A 23,452-nucleotide genomic window follows, 5' to 3' on the forward strand; every position below is an offset into this window, starting at 1 on the left:
GGCAGGCAGGTGAGGGGCGGCTCCAGCGCCCGGAAAAAGGGCAGCCATCCGACGCTTCATCGCCCAGACCCTCCGTCTTTCCTACAAGCCTAGTGCGGCACGATCGTTTTACAAAACAAAATCTGGAAAAACTGTTCGAAATTGGTGGGAAGCCCCCGTATAGTCCCGCGCTGCCAATGACAGTTATCCGCGAGGAATCGAAACATGGTCCATGCAACCGCTGACGATATCTCCCGTCAACGCCTCCGGGTCGGCATGGTCGGCGGCGGCCGCAATGCCTTCATCGGCGCCGTGCACCGGCTGGCGATGCGGCTCGACGACCAGATCGCGCTGGTCGCCGGCGCGCTGTCCTCGGATCCGGAAAATGCCGCAGCCTCCGCCGCGGAGATCGGCATCGCGCCTGAGCGCAGCTATGCCGACTACCGCGCCATGGCGAAGGCCGAAGCGGCGCGGGCCGACGGCATCGAGGCGGTGGTCATCGTCACGCCCAATCATTTGCACGCGCCGATCGCCACGGCGTTCCTCGAGGTCGGCATAGACGTCATTTGCGACAAGCCGCTGTCGACGACGCTTGCCGAGGCCGAGGCGCTGGTTGCGCTGACAAAAGCGAAGCAGCGCCGTTTTGTCGTCACGCTCAACAATACCGGCTACGCCATGGTCCGCCAGGCGCGCGAAATGGTGGCGGCGGGCGAGCTCGGCCGGATCGTCTCGGTGCATGGCGCCTACATCCAGGACTGGCTAACCAGGCCAATCGACGCCGAGGGCCAGAAGCAGGCGGAATGGCGTACCGATCCGGCGCGCGCCGGGCAGTCGGCGGTGCTCGCCGATATCGGCGTGCATGCCTTCAACCTGGCAAGCTTCGTCTCCGGCTTCGAGGCCGAGGCGGTTTCGGCCGACCTCTTCACCGCCGTGCCGGGACGGCGGCTCGACGACAACGCGCATGTGCTGCTGCGCTGGGCGGGCGGGGCGCGCGGCACGATCCTCGCCAGCCAGACCTCGCCCGGTCACTACAACGACCTTTCGGTGCGCATCTATGGCGAGAAGGCCGGGCTCGAATGGTTTGGATCGCGGCCGGAGGAGTTGCGCTTCTCGCCCTATGGCGAGGAAGCCTGCACGCTGGTGCGCGGCGGCCATGGCTCGACGGCGGAAGCCCGGCGCGTCTCGCGCATGCCGGCTGCCCATCCCGAAGGCTATATCGAGGCCTTCGCCAATTTCTATCGTGATGCCGCCGAGATCATCCGCGCGCATCGCTCGGGCGGTGCGATCGACGCCGCGCGGGCGGCGCAGGTGCCCGATGTTGTCGACGGCGCGCGCGGCGTGAAGTTTGTCGCCGCCGCGGTGGAGTCGAGCGCGGCGGGAGGAGTGTGGACGGCAGCGAGGTTCGGAGGCTGATCGAGCAAGGGACGACGTAATAGTTTGTCGTGCTCCCGATCGCCGACTGAGACTGGGTTCACAACCCACAAAGTATCGCCGGACTAAGCAAGTGCCTGCCACTGATGTGTTAATGATGATACGAGGTGTTCGCTGTCTGGACGCCTGTCCGACCGTATTTGGAAGCAATGCAAAAATCTCTCTTTCTCGCAGCTAGTCTCGGGTGCCTTGCTCTAGCGGCCGTTGCGTTCGCGGCGCCGCAAGCTTTGGTGCTGTATCGAGGCAACGCCAAGGAAGTGGCGCAATGCATGCGCCTTCTCAAAACCTACCGCGACACTGGCGATTGGCCGGATGCGGGGGTGCTCCCGAATATATGCGCCACGACGAGTGTTACTATCTGATCTGCGGTGGAACCAAGCCGGACGCCTGAGGGTGCTCGATCGTGTTACCCCTTGATCGCGGACCCAACGATGGAACCGACGAAGAGGCGCCGCAGGAAGACGAAGAGCACCAGCGGCGGCAGCACTGCAAGCGTCACGCCGGCCATCGGCGGCGCGGTTTGGATAAGCGCTGCGTCTCTTGCGTCCTTGAGACCGATCAATCGGTATCGCGGCTTGCGGCCGGGCGACCGACCTGCCGGCGCTCGTTGCCGATCAGGTGTGAAAGCCCCTCGAGCGCCAGGCGCCGGAACATGGCGTCTACCTGGGACGGAGACAATTTCGGCTTTCGCTCGAACCACCAGTTCAACGCTGTAAGAAAAGCGCCGACGATGAATTGCACTACGAAGTCGCGCGGGATGGCATCGCCGTGGAGGGTAGGGGGCAATTCCTGCCGCACCATTTCCGACAGGATCAGGCGAATTTCGTTCTCCGTCACTGCGCCGCCCCGCCCGCCGCTCATCGTGCGATAATGGTCGGCATATTGGGCCGCATGCTCGAACATGGCCGTGCTGAAGCCTAGCGGATCGGAGCGCGATGCTTCGGCTCCAGCGCGCGTCGCCGACTGCGCTTCCTTGAGCTCCTCCCGAAGCATCTGGAAGCCGCTGCGCAGCAAGTCCTCCTTGCCCGTATAATGCGCATAGAATGTCGAGCGGCCGACATCGGCTTCGTCGATGATGTCCTGCACCGAAAGGGCCTCATAGCCCTTGCGCAGCATCAGCGCCAGCAGCGCCTCGTGGAGGGCTTTGCGGGTTCGGGCGGCCCTCCGGTCGATTTCCCGAGGCATGGGTTCGCTCCTTTGCTGTCGCCACGGATTGGGCGACTTTTCCGGGACAGCGGGCTCGGATTGTCCGATAGCGAATGGTCCGCCCGCTTCTTCCGTCGAAAATCCCGAACAAGCTGTCCATTATCCTACGAGCTGTTTCGAAACTACGCCAGCCGCGGTCGCTGTGCCGGTATCGGCCGGACCTTGCGCTGCTGAAGAAAGGACGTGACGAACATGCACCATACGCGAAGCGAAGCACACGCGGGGGCCGCAATCGGCCCTGAGGCCAACAGGGGCATCGGCTTTCCGCGCCTCTATGATCTGCTGGTACTCATATTGACCCGTGGGCGCGACAAGGCCTATCGCGAGGCCATGCTCGATCTGGCCGGCCTGGCGCCGGGCTTCCACTTGCTGGACGTCGGATGTGGCACCGGCACCCAGGCGATTTCGGCCTGGCGCCGCGTGCAGCCCGGTGGATCGGTGGTTGGGGTCGACGTCTCCGAAAAGATGCTTGCCGCCGCGCGCCGCAAGGCGAGCCGGGCCGGCCTCGACATCGCGTTTCACCATGCCGATGCGGCCGAGCTGCCGTTCGAGGAAGGTCGCTTCGATGTCGTCACCTTCACGACGGTGTTGCATATGGTGCCGGAGGCAAGGCGCGGCTTTTGCCTGCGTGAAGCCGCGCGCGTTCTGCCCCCCGGCGGGCGGCTGCTGCTGATCGATTACGCCGGACCGCTGGGCGAGCGCAGACACCTGTCGGCAAAGCACGGCCCGCATGGCCAATTCGACCTGCACCGCCTTCGCGAACCGCTGGCGGCAGCCGGGTTCGAGCGCATCGAAGGCGGCCCGCTCAACTGGCTCGGCCTGCATTACCTGCGGGGCATCAAATCATGAAGGACGAGGACTGCACGACACCGATGTCATCTACGGCGTCTACCGCGAACGCATGATCGAGGCGCAGAAGAAGCACCTGCCGACCTTCCAGGCGACGATGCGCGGGGAATGATCGGGCGGCGGGAGGCGCATCAGGCGCCTCCCACGAGCCGTTCAAATCCGGCGCCGCCTGGTTGCGGAATGCCTGGGCGGCGCGTCATTCTCATCGGGATTGGGGATCGGCTCCTCGTCGGGCAGCCGGTCCGGCTCCGGCTCGCGCACCGGTTTCGGTTCCGGGATGGGCGGCGGCGTGGGCACGGGCGTGGGAGATGGGTCCGGATTGGGGAGAATGGCCATCGCGTTTTCCTTCCGTTCGATGCCTTGGCAAGGCCTGCTGCTAATCCCAAAAACCGGGATGTCCTGCCCGACCTGAACTGATGGAGGTGACCGCTGCATTCGGACGCTTCGTCTGGAGCGATCGGCGGCGCAAGCTGGCAGAACGGCCACGCCCGCGGATGGTTCCAACACGATCGCGGCGCGCGACGGCGGCAGACAATGATCAAATGATTCCACCTGCCTGTTTCGGCTCTTGCCGGCGTCGGTCGGCGCCTTAAATCCCGTTGTGGACGGGGGCCATCTGCCGACACAGGAGACGGCCGTGAAGCACCAAACCCTTGATCAGATCAACGCCGTTGCCGACGTTCATGCCGAAGCACCGGCTCTCATCGCCAATCGCGGCCAGCGCCTCGAGCGCTGGGCGCAGCTTCTTGAACAAAATCCCGGCCGCCGCCTCACGGCGCTGGCGGGCACCGAATATGCCTCAGCCGATGTGCGCCAAAGAATGCGTATCGACGGTTCGGCGATCACCATCGCTTTCGAGGACCCGATCTTCCGCGCGCAAGGCCTGCGGGACGACACTTACGGCGAAGCCAAGCGCTTCTTCGAAATGAGCGACTGGCAGCTGCATGAAGTCGTCTGCCATTGCCATGTCGGCGCCAACATGCCGGCCCGCTGGGCGGCCTCGCGCGTGCGCGCGGCGATCTCCCCGGGCGCCGGCATTTTTGCCTGGCTGAGGGCGGTGTTCATGCGTTAGAGCGGTTCCGTCGCGGGATCGCGTCGGGCTCGACGGTTGACGGAGACGAAGGAGAGGCGCCGGACTCTCCTCCGCGTCAGCGATCGATCTCGCCGAACACGATGTCGAGCGAGCCGATGATCGCCGCGACATCGGCCACCATATGCCCGCGCGACAGGAAATCCATTGCCTGGAGATGGGCGAAGGACGGCGCGCGTATCTTGCAGCGATAGGGAACGTTGCTGCCATCCGAGACCAGATAGACGCCGAACTCGCCTTTCGGCGCCTCGACCGCGGCATAGACCTCTCCGGGCGGCACGCGGTGGCCTTCAGTATAAAGCTTGAAATGCTGGATGGTCGCTTCCATCGAGCGCTTCATGGTGGCGCGCGGCGGCGGCGTGATCTTCTGGTTCGGCACGGCGACAGGACCCTGGCCGTCGGATGAGCGCAGCTTTTCCAGGCACTGCCGCATGATCCGCACCGACTGGCGCATCTCTTCCATGCGCACCAGATAGCGATCGTAACAGTCGCCGTGCTTGCCGATGGGGATGTCGAAATCCATTTCGGGATAGCATTCATAGGGCTGCGCCTTGCGCAGGTCCCAGGCGGCGCCCGAGCCGCGCACCATGGGGCCGGAGAAGCCCATGGCCCAGGCGTCGTCGAGCGAGATCACGCCGACATCGACATTGCGCTGCTTGAAGATGCGGTTGTCGGTGAGCAGGCCCTCGAGATTGTCGCAGGCCTTCAGAAACGGATCGCAAAAGTCCCAGATGTCGTCGAGCAGCTTTTCCGGCAGATCCTGATGGACGCCGCCGACGCGGAAATAGTTCGCGTGCATACGCGCACCTGAGGCGCGTTCATAAAACACCATCAACTTCTCGCGTTCGGCGAAACCCCATAGCGGCGGCGTCAGGGCGCCGATATCCATGGCCTGCGTGGTGACGTTGAGAAGATGCGACAAGAGCCGCCCGATCTCGCAAAACAGCACGCGGATCAGTTGGCCGCGCCGGGGAACGGACAGTTCGAGCAGCTTTTCGGCGGCAAGGCAAAAGGCATGCTCCTGGTTCATCGGCGCGACGTAGTCGAGCCGATCGAAATAGGGCAGGGCCTGCAGATAGTTCTTGTATTCGATCAGCTTTTCGGTGCCGCGATGGAGCAGGCCAATATGCGGATCGGCGCGATCGACGATCTCGCCGTCCAGTTCCAGCACCAGCCTGAGCACGCCATGCGCCGACGGGTGCTGCGGCCCGAAGTTGAGCATGAAGTTGCGGACCGCGGCTTCGGTCATGACGGCCTCCGCAAGAGTGAGGATCGAAGGCGAACCGCGGCCCGTCGGCCGCCGTTCGGCTGGGTCATGCCCCCAAAGGTCAGGCCGTCGTCTGGATGATCAGCGTCAGCGTGCCGTCACCGTCGATGTTGGCGGCGACGACCTGCGAGGAATTCAGTCCGTTCGCATGCAGAACCGACGTCGCCTCGGGCGAGGCGTCGACCGAGTTCTGCAGCTTGGCCAGTTCCTTGGCGGTCGTCCTGGTGACTATGGCTTCGGCCTGCGCCTTCACTTCCGAGGGCAGGTCCTCCATCGCCACCACGACGATGTTGGTGACGTTCTGGGCGGCATCGTCCTGGCCGGGGTTCTGGCCGGGCTGCGGCTGGCCGGGGATGGGCTCCTGGGCAGGGGGCGTCGCTTGCGGCGGCTGCGGATCGGCGCGTTGAGCGGAAGCGGGTTGCGCCAATGCCATTGCCGATAGCGTCAGGACCATCGTCAACATGCGCATCGTCTTTCCTTTCCATCTGGAAAACCTGACGACACAACCCTGGCGCCCGGCGATGGTTCCCGGATAATCGCCGGCGCGGCTGCTTAAAGAGCCCGCATTGTCCGCAACGTCACCGAATAGCGATGGCGTTCGACGGGCGGGATGCTGTGCTCCCACTCGTGCCTGGCCGGCCCTGCCATGAGGTAGAGCGATCTGGGCTCGACCTCGATCGTTTCACGGTCCCATGCCGCGCCGTTCTTGCGGCGCAGCCGGAAGCTGCAGGGCGCGAGCAGAGAAACGCCGGCGACCAGCTCGAAATGCGGCTTGTCCCGATGCCAGCCTATGCCCGCGCCCGGGCGATATTCGTTGATCAGCACTTGCGCGAATTCGGCTGCCGGAACGCCTGCGGAGGCGGCGACCTTCGCCCGAAGCGGCAGCAGGAAGTCCGGTATGGGCGGCGCCTCCACGACCTGGCGGCGTTCGTAATCGTAGCGCAAGCCGAAGCCGACGATTTGCCTGTTGGCAAGATGGCCGTGAAAATCGAATGGCTTGAAAGGCAGGCCCTGGATATGGCGGACCAGCTCGTGTTCTTCGTCGCGGGCAATCAGGTCCGGCTGGTAGGAGAAGCCTACTGGCATGGACGGCAGGCTTGCAGGCGCACCGAAAAGATCGCCCTGGAAAGCGTCGCCGGCAGCTCGGTTTTTCAATGATGTCATGCGGCTCAGATAGGCAATCGGGCCTCCTGTGCAATACGGCGGAACCTCGCGGCGCAGGAAGGATTAAGCGTTGGAAGCAGGAGGCGGCACATGCCTTCCACCGCGATCCGGACTATCCATTACGATCCGTCGAGGCGGATCCTTTCGGTATGGTTCGTCCCGACCGGCAAGCGCTATGACTATGAGGACGTCGGACCCGAGGTCTACACGGCTTTCAAGGCGGCTTTCTCAAAAGGGCAGTTCTTCAACGAATTCGTTCGCGACCGCTTCAGATATCACCTGGTCGAGCATGAAGGCTCGGCCGAAAGTATAGAAATCACTCAAGTTAGATGGCGGGCCGAGAACGACAAACCAGAGAATTAAAGCCACTCGGTTCCTTTCCATAGCCCTCTAAAACAGGGTCACGAGCGAATAGTAAGATATGAATGATACCGAGTTTATGCGCGGGCAGCGGAACGCGGGCGCGGGCGAGCTTGGCACCTCGCTATAGAGCGACCGTCGAATGCAGGTTCTTGACGAGGCTTGGCTCCGTTCGCGTCCTAGCCGTCGAAACCCCAAAGTTCCGGGTTGCGTTTGAAATACTCGCTCAGCATTTCAGTGAGCACCCGCACTTTCCGCGTGGGGTGCTGACCCGGCGGGCGGACGACATAGGCAGCCCCCGGAGGGACCGGATAACGCGTCATGATCGGAACCAATGCGCCGGAGGTCACATAGGGGTACGTGATGCAATCGGGGAGCCAGGTGATGCCGAGACCCGCCGCCGCCGCCGCGGCAAGCGCCGTGGCGCTGTCGGCCTTGAACCTGCCCTGCGGTTGGACCGTGACGATCTTGTCGCCATCCAGGAACTGCCAGACTTCCGTTCCCTGCATGAGGGCCTGATGGGTGGCGAGCTCGCCCGGAGCCTCGGGTGAGCCGTTCGCTTCAATATAAGCCGGGCTGGCGACAAGCTTTCCATGGATCGGCCCGACACGCTTCGCGATCAGGTTGGAGTCCTGAAGGTAGGCGCCCCGGATCGCGCAATCGAACCCCTCTGCGATAAGATCGACAAAGCGATCGCTGTAGGACGTATGGATGTGAAGTTTTGGATGCAGACGCGCCATTTCCGCTAGCACGGGGGCGAAGTGCGTCGGGCCGAACGTCAGCGGCATGGCAACCCTCAGGCGGCCGCGCAGCTCGCCGGTGGGAAGAATCGTCTCCCGAGCTGCATCGATCTCGGCGCTGGCTCGAGCCGCATGATCCCTGAACGTGATTCCCGCTTCCGTGAGCGCGGCGCCGCGCGTCGTCCGCGCAAGGAGCTGGACGCCAAGCTCGGCTTCGATCCTGAAGAGCCGCCGGCTGACGATTGACTTGGAGACGCCGAGCCGGCGCGCAGCGGCCGACACGCCTCCTGCATCGGCCACCGCGACGAATGTCTGCAGGTCTTCGACGTCCATTCCAGCGTTCCTTGTTTCGCGACACAGCTTGCCTGACTATGGCACTACCGCATCGTCAATGGGAACGGCAAATTGCGACCAGGCAACGTCGCCCGCCGACGCGTGCCTCCCTTGAACCCATCGCCGTCCATGGCGGCAGAGAAAGGAAGTCTTGATGACCCCTCGTAACGGTCTCGATTCGCTTCTTCGTCCCGAAGACTCGGTCCTCGTTCTGATTGATCACCAACCCTATCAGCTCGCAAACCTGAACAGCCACGACCCGCACATGGTGGTCAACAACACGACCGCGCTGGCGAAGCTAGCAAAGGCCTTCAATGTTCCGACCATTCTCACCAGCGTCATCGCGGCGCGCGGTGGACTTCTTTTCAAGCAGATCACCGAGGTATTTCCGAACCAGGAAGTCATCGATCGCACCTGGGTGAACACCTGGCAGGACGAGAATGTGGTGAACGTCGTCAAGGCGACCGGCCGCAAGCAGCTGATCATCGCCGGCCTGTGGACCGAGGTCTGCGTCGCAATGCCTGTCATCCAGGCCGCCGGCGAAGGCTGGGACGTGACCGTGATCACCGACGCGTCGGGCGGGATTTCGAAGGAGTCTCACGAAGTTGCCATCCAGCGAATGATCGCGGCCGGCGCGAACGTGATGACCGTGATGGCGCTCGCTGGCGAATGGCAACGCGATTGGGCGCGCACCGAGCATGTCGAGGACCTGACCGAGATTCTCATCCAGCACTTCGGCGGCAGCGGCATCGCGTATCTTTGGGAGCAGCAGCTTCTCAACACGCCAGTAGCTGGCTGATCCCGGCCGGCATGGCACGCGTGAGGGTCGGAATCGATCCGTTTGCCGGCCCTCGCCGCCCCACATCACAAGGAAGCCTTCTACCGAAACAATCCGCTCATGTGCGGCGATTGCGTGTGATCCCACCCGCCGCCTTTTGAATAACTCGCGGAGTTCCTCGATGCCTCCCACCTTCACTCTTGGCCTGCCGCTTGCTTGTGGAGCATCCGCCACTTCGACAGATAGAGGACGAAGAAATAGCTCGTGGTAGAGATTCAGGCCGACTTTCCGGACCGACCGGCGGGCCACGACGGGTCAACGGCTCGACCAGTTCATCTCGAAAACCCGGGTGGCACGTTTTTCCAAGGCACGCCGTTGCGGCCCATTTCATAGCCTTTTTCGAATAGCGCCCGCATGAACTTATTCTCGAATGGGGTTTTTGGCTCGTCGGTGAAGTCGGCCGGAACGTCTATGAAGTTGTAATCGATACCGTCGCGCTTGGAGATGGCGTAGAGCCGGTAGAGATCGCCGATCCCTTGCGTCTTGATTAGGGAGAAGACTGCCTTTTCGGCGATATCTGGCAGCGTGGCGTTCACCACAGATGGTTCAGGCGTCGTCCTGCCGTTGCGGATGATATAGATGCGAGCCTTGACCCGTGCGTGGAACGCGCGATCGAGCTCGCGCAGGCTCAAGCCAGCAGGCATGAGAAACACCTGATTGGTGGTGCCGCCGTCGACGTGCATTTCGTGGTACGTTTTGCCCGCGGCGGTCACTTTCAGCTCGACTGGAGGGAAAATTCCGGGAATGGCGGTGGAGGCCAGGATAACCTGCTTGAAGAGCTTCAGCCGGTCCGGCCGATGGCTCGCCGCAATCGCGCCCATGTCCCAAATCACCGGCCGATCAGCATCGAGGTTGGTCGTTCCGATGAAGAGCCGCCGTCCCTTGCCGGATTCTCGGGCGATCTGATCGAGCATCTCCTCGGTGACTTCTTCGTCCAGCATCCTGGCAAGGGGGGCGTTGCTGGTGAACGATGCGCTCGACAGAACGCCGAGGAAGCTGTGCTCCGTGTAGATATTGGCGTCCTTGATTGTGGTGAAGGCATGCTTCAAGCGATCGTCAAAGGCAGGGCCAAGGAACGCGAACGGCGCGATCAACGATCCGGTGCTGATGCCGGTGACGATGTCGAATCTGGGCCTGGTCCCGGCCTTCGTCCAGCCGACAAGGATTCCGGCTCCGAAGGCACCGCTGCTGCCGCCGCCCGAAATGGTAAGCGCAGCAAGCTCTCGTAGTTTGATCGAAGGGTCGGCTTTTGCCGCCTTAATTCTCTCGTCGCGAAATGAGATGAGACGGTCGGGCGGGAAATTTTCATCGGAATCGCCCCAGATGCGTATGTCGCCGGGATAGCCGGTCACTTCGGCTGCCGCCATGTGTTCTATCGGCACGCCATCGCGTGGGTAGGCGGCGATGCAGCCCGTAAGCTGAATTGCACATAGACCAAGGAGGATGATCCTCAGCATAGCTTTCAGGTTCCTGGCGGGATTTCTTTTTTAAGTTATGGCGACGCTGCGAAAAAGCTGTTCTCCTCCAAGTACGGCGAAGGAGACGACGGTCATCAGCAGGGCGCGATGGAAACGCGCCGTGCTTCCGACATGGCATGCTCAGTCCACCAAGGCCGCGACCGGGGATGAACTGGCGTGTGGCTCGATTGTGGTCGACGACTCGTCCTTTTCCCGGATGCCGTTCACTGCCACATAAAGGGCCGGCAGGAAGACCAGCGTCAGCATGGTGGCGACGGCAAGTCCGCCGACGATGGAGTAGGCCATGGGCCCCCAGAAGACGTCGTGCATGATCGGGATCATGCCGAGGATCGCCGCTGCCGCGGTGAGCATGATCGGCCGGAACCGGTGGACGGTCGCGTCGATCACCGCCTTCCACGGCTCAACCCCCTGGGCCCGCTCATGCTCGATCTGATGCACCAGGATCACCGAGTTGCGGATGATCATGCCGGCGAGCGCAATGATGCCGAGCGTCGCGATGAAGCCCATTGGCGTATTGGTGGTGAGCAGCGCGATGGCAACTCCAATGAGGCCGAGGGGCGCCACGCTGATCACCATGGCGACCTGCCGGAAACTCCCGAGCTGGATCATCAACACGGTAAGCATCAACGTGATCATCAGCGGAAACTGGGCCAGAAGGGCGGCGTTGCTAAGCGAGCTTTTTTCCACCGTTCCGCCGGTCTCGATCGATGTTTCCGCCGGCATCGACTTGGAAAGCGCGTCCAGCGCGCCAGCGATGCGTTGGTGAACCAAGGCCGGCTGCAGTCCCGGCAGCGGCTGTGCCTGAACTGTGATGGTGGGCAAGCGTTGGCGCCTCCAGACATACCCTTCATCAAGTTCGTATTTGAAATCGGCGAGCTCGCGCAATGGAACGGTTGCACCCGTAGGCGTGGTAATCTGAAGGTGGCGCAGGGCTTCGATACTGGAACGCTCGTCGTTCTGAGCGCGCGCGACCATGTCCACCAGATAGATGGAATCGCGCAGTTGCGTGACCGTCGAGCCGTTGAGAACCCGGTTGAGTGTCTGGGAAAGCTGTTCGGAGCTGAGGCCCGCCTGCCGGACACGATCCTGGTTCACGACGATGCGCAGCGCCTTATTCTTCTCGCCCCAGTCGAAGTTGACGTTCTGCACGAGGCCGGAAGCCCGCAGGATGTCGGCAACCCGCTCGCCATACTTCCTGGCATCCTCGGGAGTGGGCGCGCTCACCCGGTACTGCACGGGCCAGCCAACAGGCGGCCCCAATTCCAGGCGCGAAATGCGCACGGTCACGTCCGGAAAATTGTCGGCGAACAACGTCTGCAGTTTGGTCTGCACGCGATCGCGCGCCTGAAGGTCCTTGGCGACGACCACGGTCTCAGCCATGAAGTCGTTGTCGAGCTGCACATCCAGAGGCAGGTAGAATCGGATGGCGCCGCCGCCGCCGTAGGAAGAGAAGCGGTTGATATCAGGGTCGCCCGCAAGCGCCTTCTCCAGTCGTTCCGTTTGCGCCTCGGTAGCGGCGATCGAGGCGTTCTTGGGCAGGGTCATCGTCACCAGCAGCTCAGGCCGGTTGGAAGACGGGAAGAACTGCTGCTGGACGAAGCCCATGCCGTAGAGCGAGGCGCCGAAAGCGATGAGCGATGCGGCGATGGTGAGGAAGCGGTGCCGCATGGTGAAAGTCAGGAGGCGCCCGAACAGCCGCATGAATCGTCCCGGCTCGGCCACGCCATGCGCTTTCATGTGTGCAGGCAAGAGGGTCAGCCCGAGCACCGGCGCGAAGATGACGGCCACGAACCACGAGGCGATGAGCGCGACGCCTATGACGGCAAACAGCGAGAAGCAGTATTGCCCGGTATTGTTGTCCGCGAACCCGATCGGCAGGAAGCCGAGCAGCGTAATCAGCGTTCCCGTCAGCATTGGAAAGGCGGTGGACGTATAGGCGAAGGTTGCTGCCTTGATCTTCGGCATACCCTCTTCGATCTTGGAGATCATCATCTCGATCGTGATCATGGCGTCATCGACCAGAAGACCGAGAGCGATGATCAGCGCACCAAGCGAAATGCGCTGCAGGCTGATTCCCGCGAACTCCATGAATGCGAAGACTATGGCGAGGACGAGCGGAATGGACAGCGCGACGACCAGGCCGGCGCGCAGCCCCAGGCTGAGGAAGCTCACGACAAGCACGATTGCAACCGCTTCGAGGAGAGCCTTGGTGAATTCGCCGATTGCCTCACGCACGACCTCGGGCTGGTCTGATACCAGATTGAGCTCGATGCCGACCGGGAAGCGCTGTTTCAGCCGCTCCGCCACCGCGTGCAATCCCTTGCCGAAGTCGAGATTGTTGCCTCCGTCGCGCATGTTGATGCCGATACCTATGGCCGGCTTGCCGTTGACGCGAAACATCTTGCTCGGCGGATCGCTATAGCCGCGCTGTACCTCAGCGATGTCCGAGAGCTTGTAGAAATGCCCGTCCACTGACAAATTGAGCTTGGCTATGTCATCGGGTGCCAACAGGGAACCGGTCATGTCGACCAGTATGTTCTCGCTGGGCGTGTTGATGATGCCGGAAGGCACGACGGCATTCTGGCGGGCGATCGCCGTCAGCACGTCATCGAGGTTAAGCTTCAGATTGGCGAGCTTCTGCGGTGAGAAATTCAGATAGACCTTCTCGTCCTGGTCGCCGTAAATGTCGACCTTGCCTACATCGGGAACGCGCAAGAATTCGGCCCGCGCGGTCTCGGCGAAGTCGCGCGCCTGACGTGGGCTGAAACCGTCATAGGTTATGCCGTAGATGGTGCCGAAGACGTCGCCAAACTCGTCGTTGAAGAAGGGTCCGACCACGCCCTGCGGCAGGGTCTGCCTTATATCGTCGACCTCCTTGCGGACCTGGTACCAGATACCGGCGAGGTCGCGCTTTTGAGTGGACTCCTTCAGGTTGACGAAAATGGTCGCCTGGCCCGGCTTGGTGTAGCTCTTGAGGTAGTCGAGGTTCGGGGTCTCCTCGAGCTTTTTCTCGATCCGGTCCGTCACCTGCTGTAGCGTGTCTGCGGCGGTTGCCCCAGGCCAGTTCGCCTGGACAACCATGGTCTGCACCGTGAAATCAGGGTCTTCCTGACGGCCGAGCCGCTCGTAGGAGGTGATCCCGGCGACGACGCAGACGAGCATGAGGAAGACGACAATCGACCGGTTGTGAACGGCCCATTCGGAAAGGTTGAAGCTTGCCATCACTCAACCTCCGCATTGGGCTTGACCACTTCGCCGTCGGCAAGCGAGTTGACGCCGGCGACGACCACTTTATCGCCCGGGGCCAATCCCTGGCTCACGGTGACGGAATTTGCATCGAACTCGAGCAGTTGGACCTTGCGCCGTTCTACCTTGTCGTCATTGCCCACCAACCAAACCTGGGGCTGGTCTGCGGACTGCAGCAGCGCGCTGGGCGGAAGTGTCGCGACCATCTGACCTTCGTCGCTTTCGGCGCGACCAACGACGATTGCTCCCAGCCGCATTTGCGGGGGCGGGGCAGGCAACGACACCTTCACCTGATAGGTGCCGGTGGTGCTGTCAGCCGTGGGCGAAATCTCGCGGAGCGTGCCTGTCACCGCGATTTCCGGATGGGCCTGGAGCGCAACGCTCACCGACATCCCGAGCCTTGCCTTGACGATGTCCCCGCTTGCTACGGCGAAGACGGCCTCGCGCTCGTCATTGCGCGAGATCTCCACCACCATCTGCCCGGCGGCCACCACCTGACCGGGGTCTGCCCCGGTCGCGGTCACGATGCCATCGTCGGGCGCTTTGAGTTCCGTATAGGCGAGCTGGTTCTGTGCGATACGCAGGTTCGCGTCAGTTGCCTGAACCTGCGCTTGCGCGCTTCGCAGTGACCTCAGCGCGTCATCGTACTGCGAATGCGTGGCGAACCCCTTGCCGAGGAGGACCCGAAACCTGTCCTCCTGGGCCGCGGCCTGGGTGAGCGCGGCCTTGGCCGCGTCGAGGTCCGCCGCGCTGGCGGTCACCTTGTTCTGGTAATCCACGGCGCTGAGTTCCGCGAGCTTCTGGCCTTTTTTGACTGCTGCGCCGACGTCGACAATGCGTGAGACGAGCCGGCCGCCGACCTCGAAGCCAACCTCGCTGACATAGCGTGACTGGATACGGCCGGCGCCCTGCGCCACCAGCACAAGCTTATGAGGCGTTACCACCACCACGCGGGCCGTTCGCGGCGCTGCCGGCGCCTCGGCCTCCTTTTGTGAACAACCAGCAAGACAAAGGCCGGCGATGCCAGCCAAAAGCAAGTGACGCGACGACAGGCGCATGGAAGCCTCCGCTCGAGAAGATCGGGGTTGCAGGGAACTGAAAGAAGCAAGCCACCAGCCGAGTTAAGTGGCTCAATTTCGATTTAGGCTTTTAAGTCAAATCGACTTCATAGTCAATATGAGTTCCACGCAATCATGCCATGCAGAAAGGCATGGCGAATGGCAGGCGAGTTCGAAGGAGATAGGAAGCGAGAGCCCCACCAATAGGCAGGGATTCTGCTGCGCTCAGGGGCTTGCCAAGCATGGACGCTATCTGGCTTTCAAACGCCTGGTCAGCATTAGCGGCCACGGGTGCTTCCACCCGGCCGCGTTGACGGTCAGGGTAACCACGTTGGAAGTAGCAAGGTTGACAGGCGTGAACGGGCCGAAATCCAATAAGATATTCCAGTGTTTGCCCTCGCTTGTGTTGCGAAAATGGGGCCCGGGCCGTTTTTGGCCGGCTGAGAAACTTTCATATTGCACAAACAGGTCAAATCGACTAAATGGTCAATATGACGTTTGCGTAATGGTGTGATGCAAAAAAGGCAAGACGGATGGCGAAGGTTGATTTAGCGCGCAGGGCGGAGATCGGACGGGAGAAGCGAGAAAAGACGCGTACGCTGATCTTGGATGCCGGGATGATGCTGATGGCGGAACGGCCCCGCGAAGCGGTTACGGTTGACGCAGTGGTAGAGGCAGCCGGCGTCGCGAAGGGTACCTTCTACTACCACTTTCAGAGCATCGACGAACTGGCTGCGGCAGTAGGGGAGAAACTCGGGGAGAGCTTCGACGCGGTGCTGACGGGTGCGCGCCTCGCGCTAGAGGATCCCATCAAGCGCCTATCCTTCGCCTTCACGAAGTTCTTGGAAAAGGCGATCTCGGACTCGAACTGGGCACGTCTGGTCATCCAGAGTTCTCAGTCGCGCGCCGAGAATGCGCGAAGTATCCGGACGAACCTCAAGGCGGATATCGCCCAGGCAATAGTCCAAGAGCGGGTGAGCATAATGGACACGGAGCTGGCAGCAGACATCGTGATGGGCATATGGCTACAGGTGACGCGGGGTATCCTTGATCGCGGCGCCAGGCCCGAATTGACCCAACAGACCGTCGAGTCGGTGCTTCGGGCCTTGGGCACATCGCGGTCGGACCAAGAGAACGCCTGGAAAAAATGGTCATGATATTGCCGTTCGCGATGTTTGCCACGCGCGAAGACTTTGCTGACGGTGGCTGGTCGGCGTCTGTTTGGATCAAACGATCGTCACCACGCTGGATGCTATGTCTGCTCTCAATCTCCCGAAAAGCGTACGTTCCGTTTTGCGGCCCCAGACAGCACGCTGATCACGTCGACGCTGAGCGTCGAATCCTGCCGATCTTGCTCGATTTTCCCCCGAAAGAAGCACATGCTCCCGTGTGGGCGTTCTCAGAAATTAGCTAAGTTATTGAAATCGTCAAGTTTATTAGGAAAGTTACTGGCGGAGAGAGCGGGATTCGAACCCGCGTTACGGTTTCCCGTAAACACACTTTCCAGGCGTGCGCCTTCAACCACTCGGCCACCTCTCCGTCTTGGCATCTCGCGTCGGTCGGTTTCGCCGCGCGGGTTGGGGAGATGCTCCCACGGGAAGTCCTCAACGGAGGTCTGGTGTGCCCTCAACCGGCAGGCAACCCTTCCCGGCACCGCTAGCCGTCTAGGCAAACAGGCGCGGGGCTCATCTAGTCGATCCTAAAGCGAATGCCAAGCCATATTGGCATTGCCGCGGCTTTTGCCGTGTATGGGCGCGAAGGCGCGCTCAGGAAGCGACACGTTCGAATGATGTGCACAGGCCGATCGCGACGCGCCGGTGATGCTTGACTTCGCCTCCGCCCGGCTGTCGACTGCGGCAAATCTTTGTTTTCATGCAGTCCCGGTGGACGGTTGCGAGCTTTCCCTGGATTGCCGGTTCGGTTTTTTGCAATTCCCGCCGGAAAGCCGCGAGGTGGCTTTCCCGGAATTGCCTGGGCGAGGGGCATCGTCCCGACATGGCATCGATCGACCAGCAACCCGCAGGGCGGCCGGACGGCGGGCTTTCCCTCATCCCGGTGGCGTGGCTCGTCATCGTCATGGGGCTGTCGGCCTACGGGCTGATCTCCTCCTGGCGGCTGATCGGCGACTTCAGCCTGCCCGACAGCGTGTTCTTCCTGGTCTATGGCGGCCTTACCGGCGGCGTCATCACCATCCTGTGGGGGCTGTACCTGCTTGGCCTTGCCTTCAACCGCTCGGCCCGCTTCCCGCGCCATTACACGATCTGGCAGATCGCCATCATCATCTGGCTCCTGGTGCGCCAGGCCTATGTGTTGCTCGTGTCCGACTTCGTCTTCTCGGCCGAGGCGCTGGGTTTCACCGTCGCCGAGATCGCCATCGGCCTGCTCTGCATCTACCTGCTGCGCAACGGGGCCGGCGCCGAGACGATCTACGCCAATCCGGAGACCGAGCGGCCGCCGGTCTTGGTCTCGATCCTTGCCGCGCTGCTCGGCATCATCCTTGGCGGCGCGGTCGGCGCCTGCGCCGGTTTCTTCGCCGGTTCGCTGATAGCGGACCTGACGCATATGAGCTGCTTCGAGGGCGCCTGCGGATTTTTCGCGGCTTTTGTCGGCCTGGGAGGCCTGATCGTCGGCGCGATCGCCGGCGGTATTTTGGCCGTCTGGCGGGTGAATCGGCGCAGACCGGCGCGGGCTCGCTAATTTCACGGGTCGCGATTGCGCGGAAACCACGCAGGCTCTATGTCGATTGCGGGGGTAGACGGGAGCTTTCCCGGGGAGAGCGTCGATGTTGCGTTTCATCTTTCGGCTGGCAGCCATGGTTGCGCTGTCGATCTCCGTGATCATGGCGGTGATCGATACGACACGCTCGGTCGCAGCCTCCTCGCTGGTGATGACGCCGCTCAATGCAAGTTGGCTCGCGGTCTCGCCCGATACCCGTGCGGCCTTCGAGACTTTCGTGCGCGCCAAGGCAAGCCCGTTGGTCTGGGACGGCGCCGTCGCATGGGTGCTCGCGCAACCAGGTTTTGCTGTTTTCGCGGTGCTGGCCTTCCTGCTCTACGCCATCGGCTACCGGCGCAAGCGCCGCGGCGCGGAATTCGCGCCAAGTCCCTGAAGGCCCCTTGTTTTGACGCCGTTGCGGACGGACGGCCACGGCGAAACCGCCGAGGCCTGCCGCCGGTAACCGCTTTTCCAACAGGTCAAAATTCCACGTGAATTTTGTTTCGCGCCGTGCCAGATTGACCGCGAGCGGGAGGGGCAAAACACTTCCTGCCTGGCGCCGCAAGCCTGCCGGAGAACCGGGCGGGCAGGCGGCGCATAACGGAAAAATAACCGACAGGGTGTGGATCACATGAAACGTATCGTTCTCGGCCTTCTGGCCGCAACTGCAATGGTTCTTCCGGCATTCGCCGCGGACGTGCAGCCCGCCATCCTCTACGATCTGGGCGGCAAGTTCGACAAATCCTTCAACGAGGCCGCCTATAACGGTGCCGAGAAGTTCAAGAAGGAAACCGGCATCGCCTATGTCGAATTCGAAGTCTCCAACGCCTCGCAGCGCGAGCAGGCGCTGCGCCGCTTCGCCGAGGACGGCCGCAACCCGATCGTCATGGCCGGCTTTTCCTGGGAAGATGCGCTGAAGAAAGTCGCAGCCGAATATACCGACCTCAACTTCGCCATCATCGACGATGCCGTCGACCTGCCCAATGTCCGCTCGCTGGTGTTCAAGGAGAACGAAGGCTCCTATCTCGTCGGCATCCTGGCGGCGATGGCGTCGAAATCGAAAAAGGTCGGCTTCGTCGGCGGCATGGACATCCCGCTGATCCGCAAGTTCGAATGCGGCTATGTCGGCGGCGCCAAGTCGGCCGGCGCGACGGACGTCATCCAGAACATGACCGGCGACACGCCGGCCGCCTGGAACGATCCGGCCAAGGGCGGCGAGATCGCCAAGACGCAGATCGACCAGGGCGCCGACGTGGTCTACGCCGCTGCCGGCGGCACCGGCGTCGGCGTGCTGCAGGCGGCAGCGGATGCCGGCAAGCTCGGCATCGGCGTCGATTCCAACCAGAACGGCCTGCAGCCGGGCAAGGTGCTGACCTCGATGATGAAGCGGGTCGACGTCGCCGTCTACAACACCTTCATGGATGGCAAGAACGGCACCTTCAAAGGTGGCCTCGAAAATCTCGGCCTCAAGGAAGGCGGCGTCGATTACGCCATGGACGACAACAACAAGGCGCTGGTCACCGACGAGATGAAGGCGGCCGTCGAAAAGGCCAAGGCCGACATCATCTCGGGCAAGGTCCAGGTGCACGACTACACCACCGACAACGCCTGCCCCTATTGATCTGCGGCTGAAGCAAGGTTTGAACCGCCGGGTCAACGCCCGGCGGTTTCGCTTTGGAGAGGGAACTATGCGGCCGACGATCGAGGCCATGGCTGAAGGTGACGTCGAAGCAATCGCGGGGCTTCGCCTCGCGGCTTTCTTCGAAGGCACGGATCGGACACTCGACGAGGACATAGCCGGGTTGCGCGGGCTGATCGCCGGCGACGGCTCCGAGGCAGCCTTCGTTGCGCGCGACCGTGGCCGGCCGATCGGGAGCTGCCTGCTCGTCCGCAGCGAAATCAGTTCGCCGCACGACTTCTCGCCATGGCTGGCCGGGCTGATCGTCGAGGATGGATATCGCGGCAGCGGCGTCGGCACGGCGCTGGTCAGAACCGTCGAGGCTCGTGCCGTCTCATCCGGTGTCGGCAAGCTCTATCTCTATACATGGCAGGCGCGCGGCTTCTACGAGGCGCTTGGATGGACGGCGGTCGAGACCTTCGAGCAGGACGGCGCGCCGATGCTTCTCATGTCGCGTGAGCTATAGCGTGCCGGCGAGATAGCCGAGTGCAAAGGCGGCCAGCAGGGCAAGCGCAATAACAAAGCAAAGCCTGCCGCCACGCGAATGCAGGCCGACGCCATAGGGCTTGCGCTCGAGCCGGAGGATCATCGGCGGCGGTTCGGCCTCGGGGGCGGCAATGCCGGCGAGCCGTGCCTGCATCTGCGGCAATTCGGCAAGGCGCTGCGTGACCAGATCCCAGCCATTGTCGCGCCCTTCAGGTGCCGCGGGATCGAAGGCGCGCAAGCGCTCGGCCAGCCGCAGCACCGTATCGCGAAAGGCGGGATCGATCTCGAGATCGCGCTCGGCGCGAGCGCGTTCCCTGTCGTTCATCAGGCCAAAGACATAGTCGCCGGCCCTGGCGACACGGTCGCTTTCACCGGACATGGCCGTCTTTTCCCGTGCTCCTCACCAGTGCGGCGGCTTGGTCACCGGAACATCGGAGGCGGTCTGCTCCTCCAACTCCAGGAATCGGTCGGTGAGCGCTGCGAGCTTGCGCTCCATGCGCTCGATCACCTTCCACTGTTCGGCGATCTGCCCGGACAGTTCCTCGATTGTGTTTTCCTGCTCGGCGGCGCGGATTTCCAACGCCGTCAGCCGATCATCAGGCATGGTCATGCAAACCGACCCCTTGCGAGTGTGAAGCCTCCGCCTCAGCAGATGTTCGTGGATGCCCGAATATATCTGCTTAGGCCCTATTGGTTCCCGCAGGTCTGATCGCTAAACCGTGGACAGTTTTGCGGAACCTGCTCAGGTTCGAAATTGACAAGGGCGCTGCGATTTGTCGAGAGTGCACCGCCGATTGGCATAAGCGGGGCATCATGCTAGGCCTTTTGACCAAGCGATAAAAAATAACAGTGGGAACAGGCTGCATGGCGCAAGCCGCAATCGAGCTCATAGGCATCAACAAGAGCTTTGGCGCAGTGCGCGCCAACCGCGACATCAACCTGGAAGTGGCGCGCGGCACCATCCACGGCATCGTCGGCGAGAACGGCGCCGGCAAGTCGACGCTGATGTCGATCCTTTATGGTTTCTATCAGGCCGACAGCGGCGAGATCCACGTCGGCGGCAAGCCGGTGTCGATCAACACCTCAAACGATGCCATCGCACTCGGCATCGGCATGGTGCACCAGCACTTCATGCTGGTCGACAATTTCACGGTGTTGGAAAACATCATCCTCGGCGCCGAAAACGATGTGTTGTTGAAGAGCAGCATCGCCAAGGCACGCTCGGAACTGGACCGGCTGGAGCGCGAGTACGGCCTCGAGGTCGATCCCGATGCCGTCATCGAAGAGCTGCCGGTCGGCCTGCAGCAGCGCGTCGAAATCCTCAAGGCGCTCTATCGCGGCGCCGAGATCCTGATCCTCGACGAGCCGACGGGGGTGTTGACGCCGGCCGAGGCCGACCACCTTTTCCGCATCCTCAAGCAATTGAAGGAGCAGGGCAAAACGATCGTGCTCATCACGCACAAGCTGCGCGAGATCATGGCGATCACCGACACGGTCTCGGTGATGCGCCAAGGTACGATGGTGGCAACCCGGGTGACCAAGGAAACCACGGTCGGCGAATTGGCCGAGCTGATGGTCGGCAGGCGCGTGCTTCTGCGGGTCGAGAAGGGCCAGTCGGAAGCCGGCGCGATAAAACTCTCGGTCAAGAACCTGACGGTCAAGGATTCGCGCGGCGTCACCATGGTCGACAATGTCTCCTTCGACGTGCGCGGCGGCGAGATCGTCGGCATCGCCGGCGTTGCCGGCAACGGCCAGTCCGAACTGCTCGAAGCGATCTCCGGAATCAGGCATGCGGTTTCCGGCGAGGTCATGCTCGAAGGCAAGCCGATCGATCTCACCGGCAAGGCTGATCCCGGCGAATTGCGCGACCGTGGGCTTGCCCACGTGCCCGAGGATCGCCATCATGTCGGGCTGGTGCTCGCCTTCGAGGAAAACGAGAATTCGATCCTCGGCTATCACGACGACGAGCGCTACCTGAAGGGGCCGTTCCTCGACGTCGATGCCATCATGGCCGACGCGAAGGACAAGATCGAGAAATACGACATCCGCCCCGGCAATCCGCGGCTGAAGACGGCGAACTTCTCCGGCGGCAACCAGCAGAAGATCGTGCTGGCCAGGGAGATGGAACAAGATCCCGGCGTGCTGATCGTTGGGCAGCCGACGCGCGGCGTCGACGTCGGCGCCATCGAATTCATTCACAAGCGGCTGATCGCCATGCGCGACCAGGGCAAGGCCGTGCTGGTGGTATCGGTCGAGCTCGACGAGATCCGCTCGCTGTCCGACCGCATCCTGGTGATGTTTGCCGGCCGTGTCGTCGGCGAGCGCGGCCCGGACGCGACCGAAGGCGAGCTCGGGCTGCTGATGGCCGGCGTCGAGCACCAGGAGGCCGCCGAATGAGCACGCCTTACACCAAGCTGCCGGCCTGGGCCGACTATGGATTGATCCCGCTGATCAATCTGTCGGTTGCCTTCATCGTCGCCGGCTTCGTCGTCATGCTGGTCGGCGAAAACCCGTTCCGTGCCGCCGTCATCCTGGTGGAGGGCGCCTTCGGCAAGGGCACGGGCATCGCGTTCACGCTCTTCTACGCCACGACCTTCATCTTCACCGGGCTGTCGGTGGCGGTGGCGGCGCATTGCAGCCTGTTCAACATCGGCACCGAGGGCCAGGCCTATATAGGCGGCCTGGGCATCGCGCTCGTTTGCCTGAGCCTCGACAGCGTGCTGCCCTGGTGGGCGATCTTTCCGATCGCGATCGTCGCCGCGGCGGCGTTCGGCGCGCTGTGGGGGCTGATCCCGGCCTATCTGCAGGCCAAGCGCGGCTCGCACATCGTCATCACCACCATCATGTTCAACTTCATCGCCGCCTCGGTGATGGTCTATCTCTTGGTCGGTGCGCTGAAGCCGGCCGGCTCGCAGGCGCCGCAGACGCGCAATTTCCTCGCCGGCGCCGAGCTGCCGAAGCTCAACTGGATCATCGAGTTGTTCGGCGCCAAGATCCGCTCGGCGCCGCTCAACATCTGCTTCCTGCTGGCGCTGGTCATGGCCTTCCTGGTCTGGCTTTTGATCTGGCGCACCAGGCTCGGCTACGAAATGCGCACCTATGGCCACAGCCCGAAGGCGGCGCGCTATGCCGGCATTTCGGAAACCCGCATCATCATCACCGCGATGATGATCTCGGGTGCGCTGGCCGGCATGATGGCGCTCAACCCGGTGATGGGCGACCAACACAATGTCGCGATCGATTTCGTGTCCGGCGCCGGCTATGTCGGCATCGCGGTCGCGTTGATGGGCAGGCTGCATCCGGTCGGCATCGTCCTGGCGGCGATCCTGTTCGGCATGCTCTACCAGGGCGGCGCGGAGCTTGCCTTCGAGATGCCGGCGATCAGCCGCGACATGATCGTCATCATCCAGGGGCTGGTCATCCTGTTCGCCGGCGCGCTCGAACACATGTTCAGGCCCTACATCCAGGCGCTGTTCGCCTCGGTCAGTCCGAAATCGGTCGGCATGCAGGCAGTGAACGGCAAGGGGGCCTGAG

At 62.5% G+C, this 23,452-nt stretch carries 24 protein-coding genes and 1 tRNA gene; 12 read left to right on the forward strand and 13 right to left on the reverse strand.

Features of this window, described 5'->3' with window-relative positions; all coding sequences use genetic code 11:
• Nucleotides 1-204: 204 nt before the first annotated feature.
• Nucleotides 205-1,392, forward strand: coding sequence for a Gfo/Idh/MocA family oxidoreductase (locus FJ419_RS05970; protein WP_140688434.1), 1,188 nt, complete (start codon nucleotides 205-207; stop codon nucleotides 1,390-1,392).
• Between the two features lie 424 nt (nucleotides 1,393-1,816).
• On the opposite strand, the gene FJ419_RS05975 is transcribed toward FJ419_RS05970, so the two are convergent.
• Both FJ419_RS05975 and FJ419_RS05980 read right to left on the reverse strand, forming a co-directional pair.
• Nucleotides 1,817-1,972 (reverse strand): hypothetical protein, encoded by a 156-nt coding sequence (locus FJ419_RS05975; RefSeq protein ID WP_246679130.1) that lies wholly within the window; start codon nucleotides 1,970-1,972, stop codon nucleotides 1,817-1,819.
• Nucleotides 1,969-2,595: a TetR family transcriptional regulator gene (locus FJ419_RS05980; RefSeq protein WP_140688436.1), complete on the reverse strand. Its 627-nt coding sequence runs from the start codon at nucleotides 2,593-2,595 to the stop codon at nucleotides 1,969-1,971. The genes FJ419_RS05975 and FJ419_RS05980 overlap by 4 nt, the downstream gene beginning before the upstream one ends.
• A gap of 213 nt (nucleotides 2,596-2,808) precedes the next feature.
• Between FJ419_RS05980 and FJ419_RS05985 the strand changes: the two genes are divergently transcribed.
• Nucleotides 2,809-3,465 (forward strand): methyltransferase domain-containing protein, encoded by a 657-nt coding sequence (locus FJ419_RS05985; protein WP_181170628.1) that lies wholly within the window; start codon nucleotides 2,809-2,811, stop codon nucleotides 3,463-3,465.
• Nucleotides 3,466-3,618: 153 nt separating this feature from the next.
• On the opposite strand, the gene FJ419_RS05990 is transcribed toward FJ419_RS05985, so the two are convergent.
• Nucleotides 3,619-3,801 (reverse strand): hypothetical protein, encoded by a 183-nt coding sequence (locus FJ419_RS05990; RefSeq protein ID WP_095766249.1) that lies wholly within the window; start codon nucleotides 3,799-3,801, stop codon nucleotides 3,619-3,621.
• 301 nt (nucleotides 3,802-4,102) lie between these two features.
• Between FJ419_RS05990 and FJ419_RS05995 the strand changes: the two genes are divergently transcribed.
• Nucleotides 4,103-4,537, forward strand: coding sequence for a hypothetical protein (locus tag FJ419_RS05995; RefSeq protein WP_140546328.1), 435 nt, complete (start codon nucleotides 4,103-4,105; stop codon nucleotides 4,535-4,537).
• 76 nt (nucleotides 4,538-4,613) lie between these two features.
• On the opposite strand, the gene FJ419_RS06000 is transcribed toward FJ419_RS05995, so the two are convergent.
• The 3 genes from FJ419_RS06000 to FJ419_RS06010 all read right to left on the reverse strand — a co-directional run bounded on the left by FJ419_RS06000 (nucleotide 4,614) and on the right by FJ419_RS06010 (nucleotide 6,986).
• Nucleotides 4,614-5,804, reverse strand: a complete 1,191-nt coding sequence (locus FJ419_RS06000) for an NADH-quinone oxidoreductase subunit D (RefSeq protein WP_140688440.1) — start codon at nucleotides 5,802-5,804, stop codon at nucleotides 4,614-4,616.
• Between the two features lie 79 nt (nucleotides 5,805-5,883).
• Nucleotides 5,884-6,291, reverse strand: a complete 408-nt coding sequence (locus FJ419_RS06005) for a hypothetical protein (protein WP_140688442.1) — start codon at nucleotides 6,289-6,291, stop codon at nucleotides 5,884-5,886.
• Between the two features lie 83 nt (nucleotides 6,292-6,374).
• The gene (locus FJ419_RS06010; protein WP_140688444.1) at nucleotides 6,375-6,986 is read right to left on the reverse strand and encodes an alpha-ketoglutarate-dependent dioxygenase AlkB; all 612 of its coding nucleotides are present in this window, start codon (nucleotides 6,984-6,986) and stop codon (nucleotides 6,375-6,377) included.
• A gap of 90 nt (nucleotides 6,987-7,076) precedes the next feature.
• Here FJ419_RS06010 and FJ419_RS06015 point away from each other — a divergent pair, with 90 nt between their 5' ends.
• Nucleotides 7,077-7,349, forward strand: a complete 273-nt coding sequence (locus tag FJ419_RS06015; protein ID WP_140688446.1) for a KTSC domain-containing protein — start codon at nucleotides 7,077-7,079, stop codon at nucleotides 7,347-7,349.
• Between the two features lie 176 nt (nucleotides 7,350-7,525).
• Here FJ419_RS06015 and FJ419_RS06020 read toward each other — a convergent pair whose 3' ends face one another.
• Nucleotides 7,526-8,419 carry a LysR family transcriptional regulator gene (locus FJ419_RS06020; RefSeq protein ID WP_140688448.1) on the reverse strand — a complete coding sequence of 298 codons (894 nt, stop codon included), beginning with the start codon at nucleotides 8,417-8,419 and terminating at the stop codon, nucleotides 7,526-7,528.
• Between the two features lie 154 nt (nucleotides 8,420-8,573).
• Between FJ419_RS06020 and FJ419_RS06025 the strand changes: the two genes are divergently transcribed.
• Nucleotides 8,574-9,218 (forward strand): hydrolase, encoded by a 645-nt coding sequence (locus tag FJ419_RS06025; RefSeq protein WP_140688450.1) that lies wholly within the window; start codon nucleotides 8,574-8,576, stop codon nucleotides 9,216-9,218.
• Between the two features lie 311 nt (nucleotides 9,219-9,529).
• Here FJ419_RS06025 and FJ419_RS06030 read toward each other — a convergent pair whose 3' ends face one another.
• From FJ419_RS06030 to FJ419_RS06040, 3 genes are all read right to left on the reverse strand, one after another.
• Nucleotides 9,530-10,714 (reverse strand): patatin-like phospholipase family protein, encoded by a 1,185-nt coding sequence (locus FJ419_RS06030; RefSeq protein ID WP_140688452.1) that lies wholly within the window; start codon nucleotides 10,712-10,714, stop codon nucleotides 9,530-9,532.
• A 141-nt stretch (nucleotides 10,715-10,855) separates the two neighbouring features.
• A complete protein-coding gene (locus FJ419_RS06035; protein WP_140688454.1) occupies nucleotides 10,856-13,957 on the reverse strand; it encodes an efflux RND transporter permease subunit in 3,102 nt (1,033 codons plus the stop codon).
• Nucleotides 13,957-15,039, reverse strand: a complete 1,083-nt coding sequence (locus FJ419_RS06040; RefSeq protein ID WP_140688456.1) for an efflux RND transporter periplasmic adaptor subunit — start codon at nucleotides 15,037-15,039, stop codon at nucleotides 13,957-13,959. The genes FJ419_RS06035 and FJ419_RS06040 overlap by 1 nt, the downstream gene beginning before the upstream one ends.
• 533 nt (nucleotides 15,040-15,572) lie before the next feature.
• Between FJ419_RS06040 and FJ419_RS06045 the strand changes: the two genes are divergently transcribed.
• Nucleotides 15,573-16,196 carry a TetR/AcrR family transcriptional regulator gene (locus tag FJ419_RS06045; protein ID WP_140688458.1) on the forward strand — a complete coding sequence of 208 codons (624 nt, stop codon included), beginning with the start codon at nucleotides 15,573-15,575 and terminating at the stop codon, nucleotides 16,194-16,196.
• A gap of 292 nt (nucleotides 16,197-16,488) precedes the next feature.
• On the opposite strand, the gene FJ419_RS06050 is transcribed toward FJ419_RS06045, so the two are convergent.
• Nucleotides 16,489-16,578, reverse strand: a tRNA-Ser gene (locus tag FJ419_RS06050).
• Between the two features lie 456 nt (nucleotides 16,579-17,034).
• Between FJ419_RS06050 and FJ419_RS06055 the strand changes: the two genes are divergently transcribed.
• The 4 genes from FJ419_RS06055 to FJ419_RS06070 all read left to right on the forward strand — a co-directional run bounded on the left by FJ419_RS06055 (nucleotide 17,035) and on the right by FJ419_RS06070 (nucleotide 19,898).
• The gene (locus FJ419_RS06055) at nucleotides 17,035-17,736 is read left to right on the forward strand and encodes a DUF2569 family protein (RefSeq protein WP_140688460.1); all 702 of its coding nucleotides are present in this window, start codon (nucleotides 17,035-17,037) and stop codon (nucleotides 17,734-17,736) included.
• A gap of 85 nt (nucleotides 17,737-17,821) precedes the next feature.
• Entirely contained in the window at nucleotides 17,822-18,148 is a 327-nt protein-coding gene (locus FJ419_RS06060; protein WP_140632622.1) for a hypothetical protein, read from the forward strand.
• Nucleotides 18,149-18,385: 237 nt separating this feature from the next.
• On the forward strand, nucleotides 18,386-19,375 hold the full coding sequence (locus FJ419_RS06065; protein ID WP_140688463.1) for a BMP family ABC transporter substrate-binding protein: 990 nt from the start codon (nucleotides 18,386-18,388) through the stop codon (nucleotides 19,373-19,375).
• An 88-nt stretch (nucleotides 19,376-19,463) separates the two neighbouring features.
• The gene (locus FJ419_RS06070; RefSeq protein WP_246679131.1) at nucleotides 19,464-19,898 is read left to right on the forward strand and encodes a GNAT family N-acetyltransferase; all 435 of its coding nucleotides are present in this window, start codon (nucleotides 19,464-19,466) and stop codon (nucleotides 19,896-19,898) included.
• Here FJ419_RS06070 and FJ419_RS06075 read toward each other — a convergent pair.
• Both FJ419_RS06075 and FJ419_RS06080 read right to left on the reverse strand, forming a co-directional pair.
• A complete protein-coding gene (locus FJ419_RS06075; RefSeq protein ID WP_140688467.1) occupies nucleotides 19,893-20,297 on the reverse strand; it encodes a hypothetical protein in 405 nt (134 codons plus the stop codon). The genes FJ419_RS06070 and FJ419_RS06075 overlap by 6 nt on opposite strands.
• Before the next feature lie 21 nt (nucleotides 20,298-20,318).
• Entirely contained in the window at nucleotides 20,319-20,528 is a 210-nt protein-coding gene (locus tag FJ419_RS06080; protein ID WP_140546338.1) for a SlyX family protein, read from the reverse strand.
• Between the two features lie 254 nt (nucleotides 20,529-20,782).
• Between FJ419_RS06080 and FJ419_RS06085 the strand changes: the two genes are divergently transcribed.
• Together FJ419_RS06085 and FJ419_RS06090 are read left to right on the forward strand one after the other, a co-directional pair.
• A complete protein-coding gene (locus FJ419_RS06085; protein WP_140632610.1) occupies nucleotides 20,783-22,315 on the forward strand; it encodes an ABC transporter ATP-binding protein in 1,533 nt (510 codons plus the stop codon).
• Nucleotides 22,312-23,451: an ABC transporter permease gene (locus FJ419_RS06090; RefSeq protein WP_140688469.1), complete on the forward strand. Its 1,140-nt coding sequence runs from the start codon at nucleotides 22,312-22,314 to the stop codon at nucleotides 23,449-23,451. The genes FJ419_RS06085 and FJ419_RS06090 overlap by 4 nt, the downstream gene beginning before the upstream one ends.
• The last annotated feature ends 1 nt before the right edge of the window (nucleotide 23,452 follow it).

It is taken from the genome of Mesorhizobium sp. B2-6-2 (genome assembly GCF_006440615.1).
Taxonomy (GTDB): Bacteria; Pseudomonadota; Alphaproteobacteria; order Rhizobiales; family Rhizobiaceae; genus Mesorhizobium.

Bases quoted from the DNA above. Each gene is read 5' to 3' on its own strand.
- FJ419_RS06025 (WP_140688450.1), top strand. From the start codon at position 8,574: ATGACCCCTCGTAACGGTCTCGATTCGCTTCTTCGTCCCGAAGACTCG.
- FJ419_RS06030 (WP_140688452.1), bottom strand. From the start codon at position 10,714: ATGCTGAGGATCATCCTCCTTGGTCTATGTGCAATTCAGCTTACGGGC.
- FJ419_RS06010 (WP_140688444.1), bottom strand. From the start codon at position 6,986: ATGACATCATTGAAAAACCGAGCTGCCGGCGACGCTTTCCAGGGCGAT.
- FJ419_RS05985 (WP_181170628.1), top strand. From the start codon at position 2,809: ATGCACCATACGCGAAGCGAAGCACACGCGGGGGCCGCAATCGGCCCT.
- FJ419_RS06070 (WP_246679131.1), top strand. From the start codon at position 19,464: ATGGCTGAAGGTGACGTCGAAGCAATCGCGGGGCTTCGCCTCGCGGCT.
- FJ419_RS06035 (WP_140688454.1), bottom strand. From the start codon at position 13,957: ATGGCAAGCTTCAACCTTTCCGAATGGGCCGTTCACAACCGGTCGATT.
- FJ419_RS06080 (WP_140546338.1), bottom strand. From the start codon at position 20,528: ATGACCATGCCTGATGATCGGCTGACGGCGTTGGAAATCCGCGCCGCC.
- FJ419_RS06005 (WP_140688442.1), bottom strand. From the start codon at position 6,291: ATGCGCATGTTGACGATGGTCCTGACGCTATCGGCAATGGCATTGGCG.
- FJ419_RS06075 (WP_140688467.1), bottom strand. From the start codon at position 20,297: ATGTCCGGTGAAAGCGACCGTGTCGCCAGGGCCGGCGACTATGTCTTT.
- FJ419_RS06090 (WP_140688469.1), top strand. From the start codon at position 22,312: ATGAGCACGCCTTACACCAAGCTGCCGGCCTGGGCCGACTATGGATTG.
- FJ419_RS06065 (WP_140688463.1), top strand. From the start codon at position 18,386: ATGAAACGTATCGTTCTCGGCCTTCTGGCCGCAACTGCAATGGTTCTT.
- FJ419_RS05990 (WP_095766249.1), bottom strand. From the start codon at position 3,801: ATGGCCATTCTCCCCAATCCGGACCCATCTCCCACGCCCGTGCCCACG.
- FJ419_RS06015 (WP_140688446.1), top strand. From the start codon at position 7,077: ATGCCTTCCACCGCGATCCGGACTATCCATTACGATCCGTCGAGGCGG.
- FJ419_RS06040 (WP_140688456.1), bottom strand. From the start codon at position 15,039: ATGCGCCTGTCGTCGCGTCACTTGCTTTTGGCTGGCATCGCCGGCCTT.
- FJ419_RS06085 (WP_140632610.1), top strand. From the start codon at position 20,783: ATGGCGCAAGCCGCAATCGAGCTCATAGGCATCAACAAGAGCTTTGGC.
- FJ419_RS06045 (WP_140688458.1), top strand. From the start codon at position 15,573: ATGGCGAAGGTTGATTTAGCGCGCAGGGCGGAGATCGGACGGGAGAAG.
- FJ419_RS06020 (WP_140688448.1), bottom strand. From the start codon at position 8,419: ATGGACGTCGAAGACCTGCAGACATTCGTCGCGGTGGCCGATGCAGGA.
- FJ419_RS06055 (WP_140688460.1), top strand. From the start codon at position 17,035: ATGGCATCGATCGACCAGCAACCCGCAGGGCGGCCGGACGGCGGGCTT.
- FJ419_RS06060 (WP_140632622.1), top strand. From the start codon at position 17,822: ATGTTGCGTTTCATCTTTCGGCTGGCAGCCATGGTTGCGCTGTCGATC.
- FJ419_RS05980 (WP_140688436.1), bottom strand. From the start codon at position 2,595: ATGCCTCGGGAAATCGACCGGAGGGCCGCCCGAACCCGCAAAGCCCTC.
- FJ419_RS06000 (WP_140688440.1), bottom strand. From the start codon at position 5,804: ATGACCGAAGCCGCGGTCCGCAACTTCATGCTCAACTTCGGGCCGCAG.
- FJ419_RS05970 (WP_140688434.1), top strand. From the start codon at position 205: ATGGTCCATGCAACCGCTGACGATATCTCCCGTCAACGCCTCCGGGTC.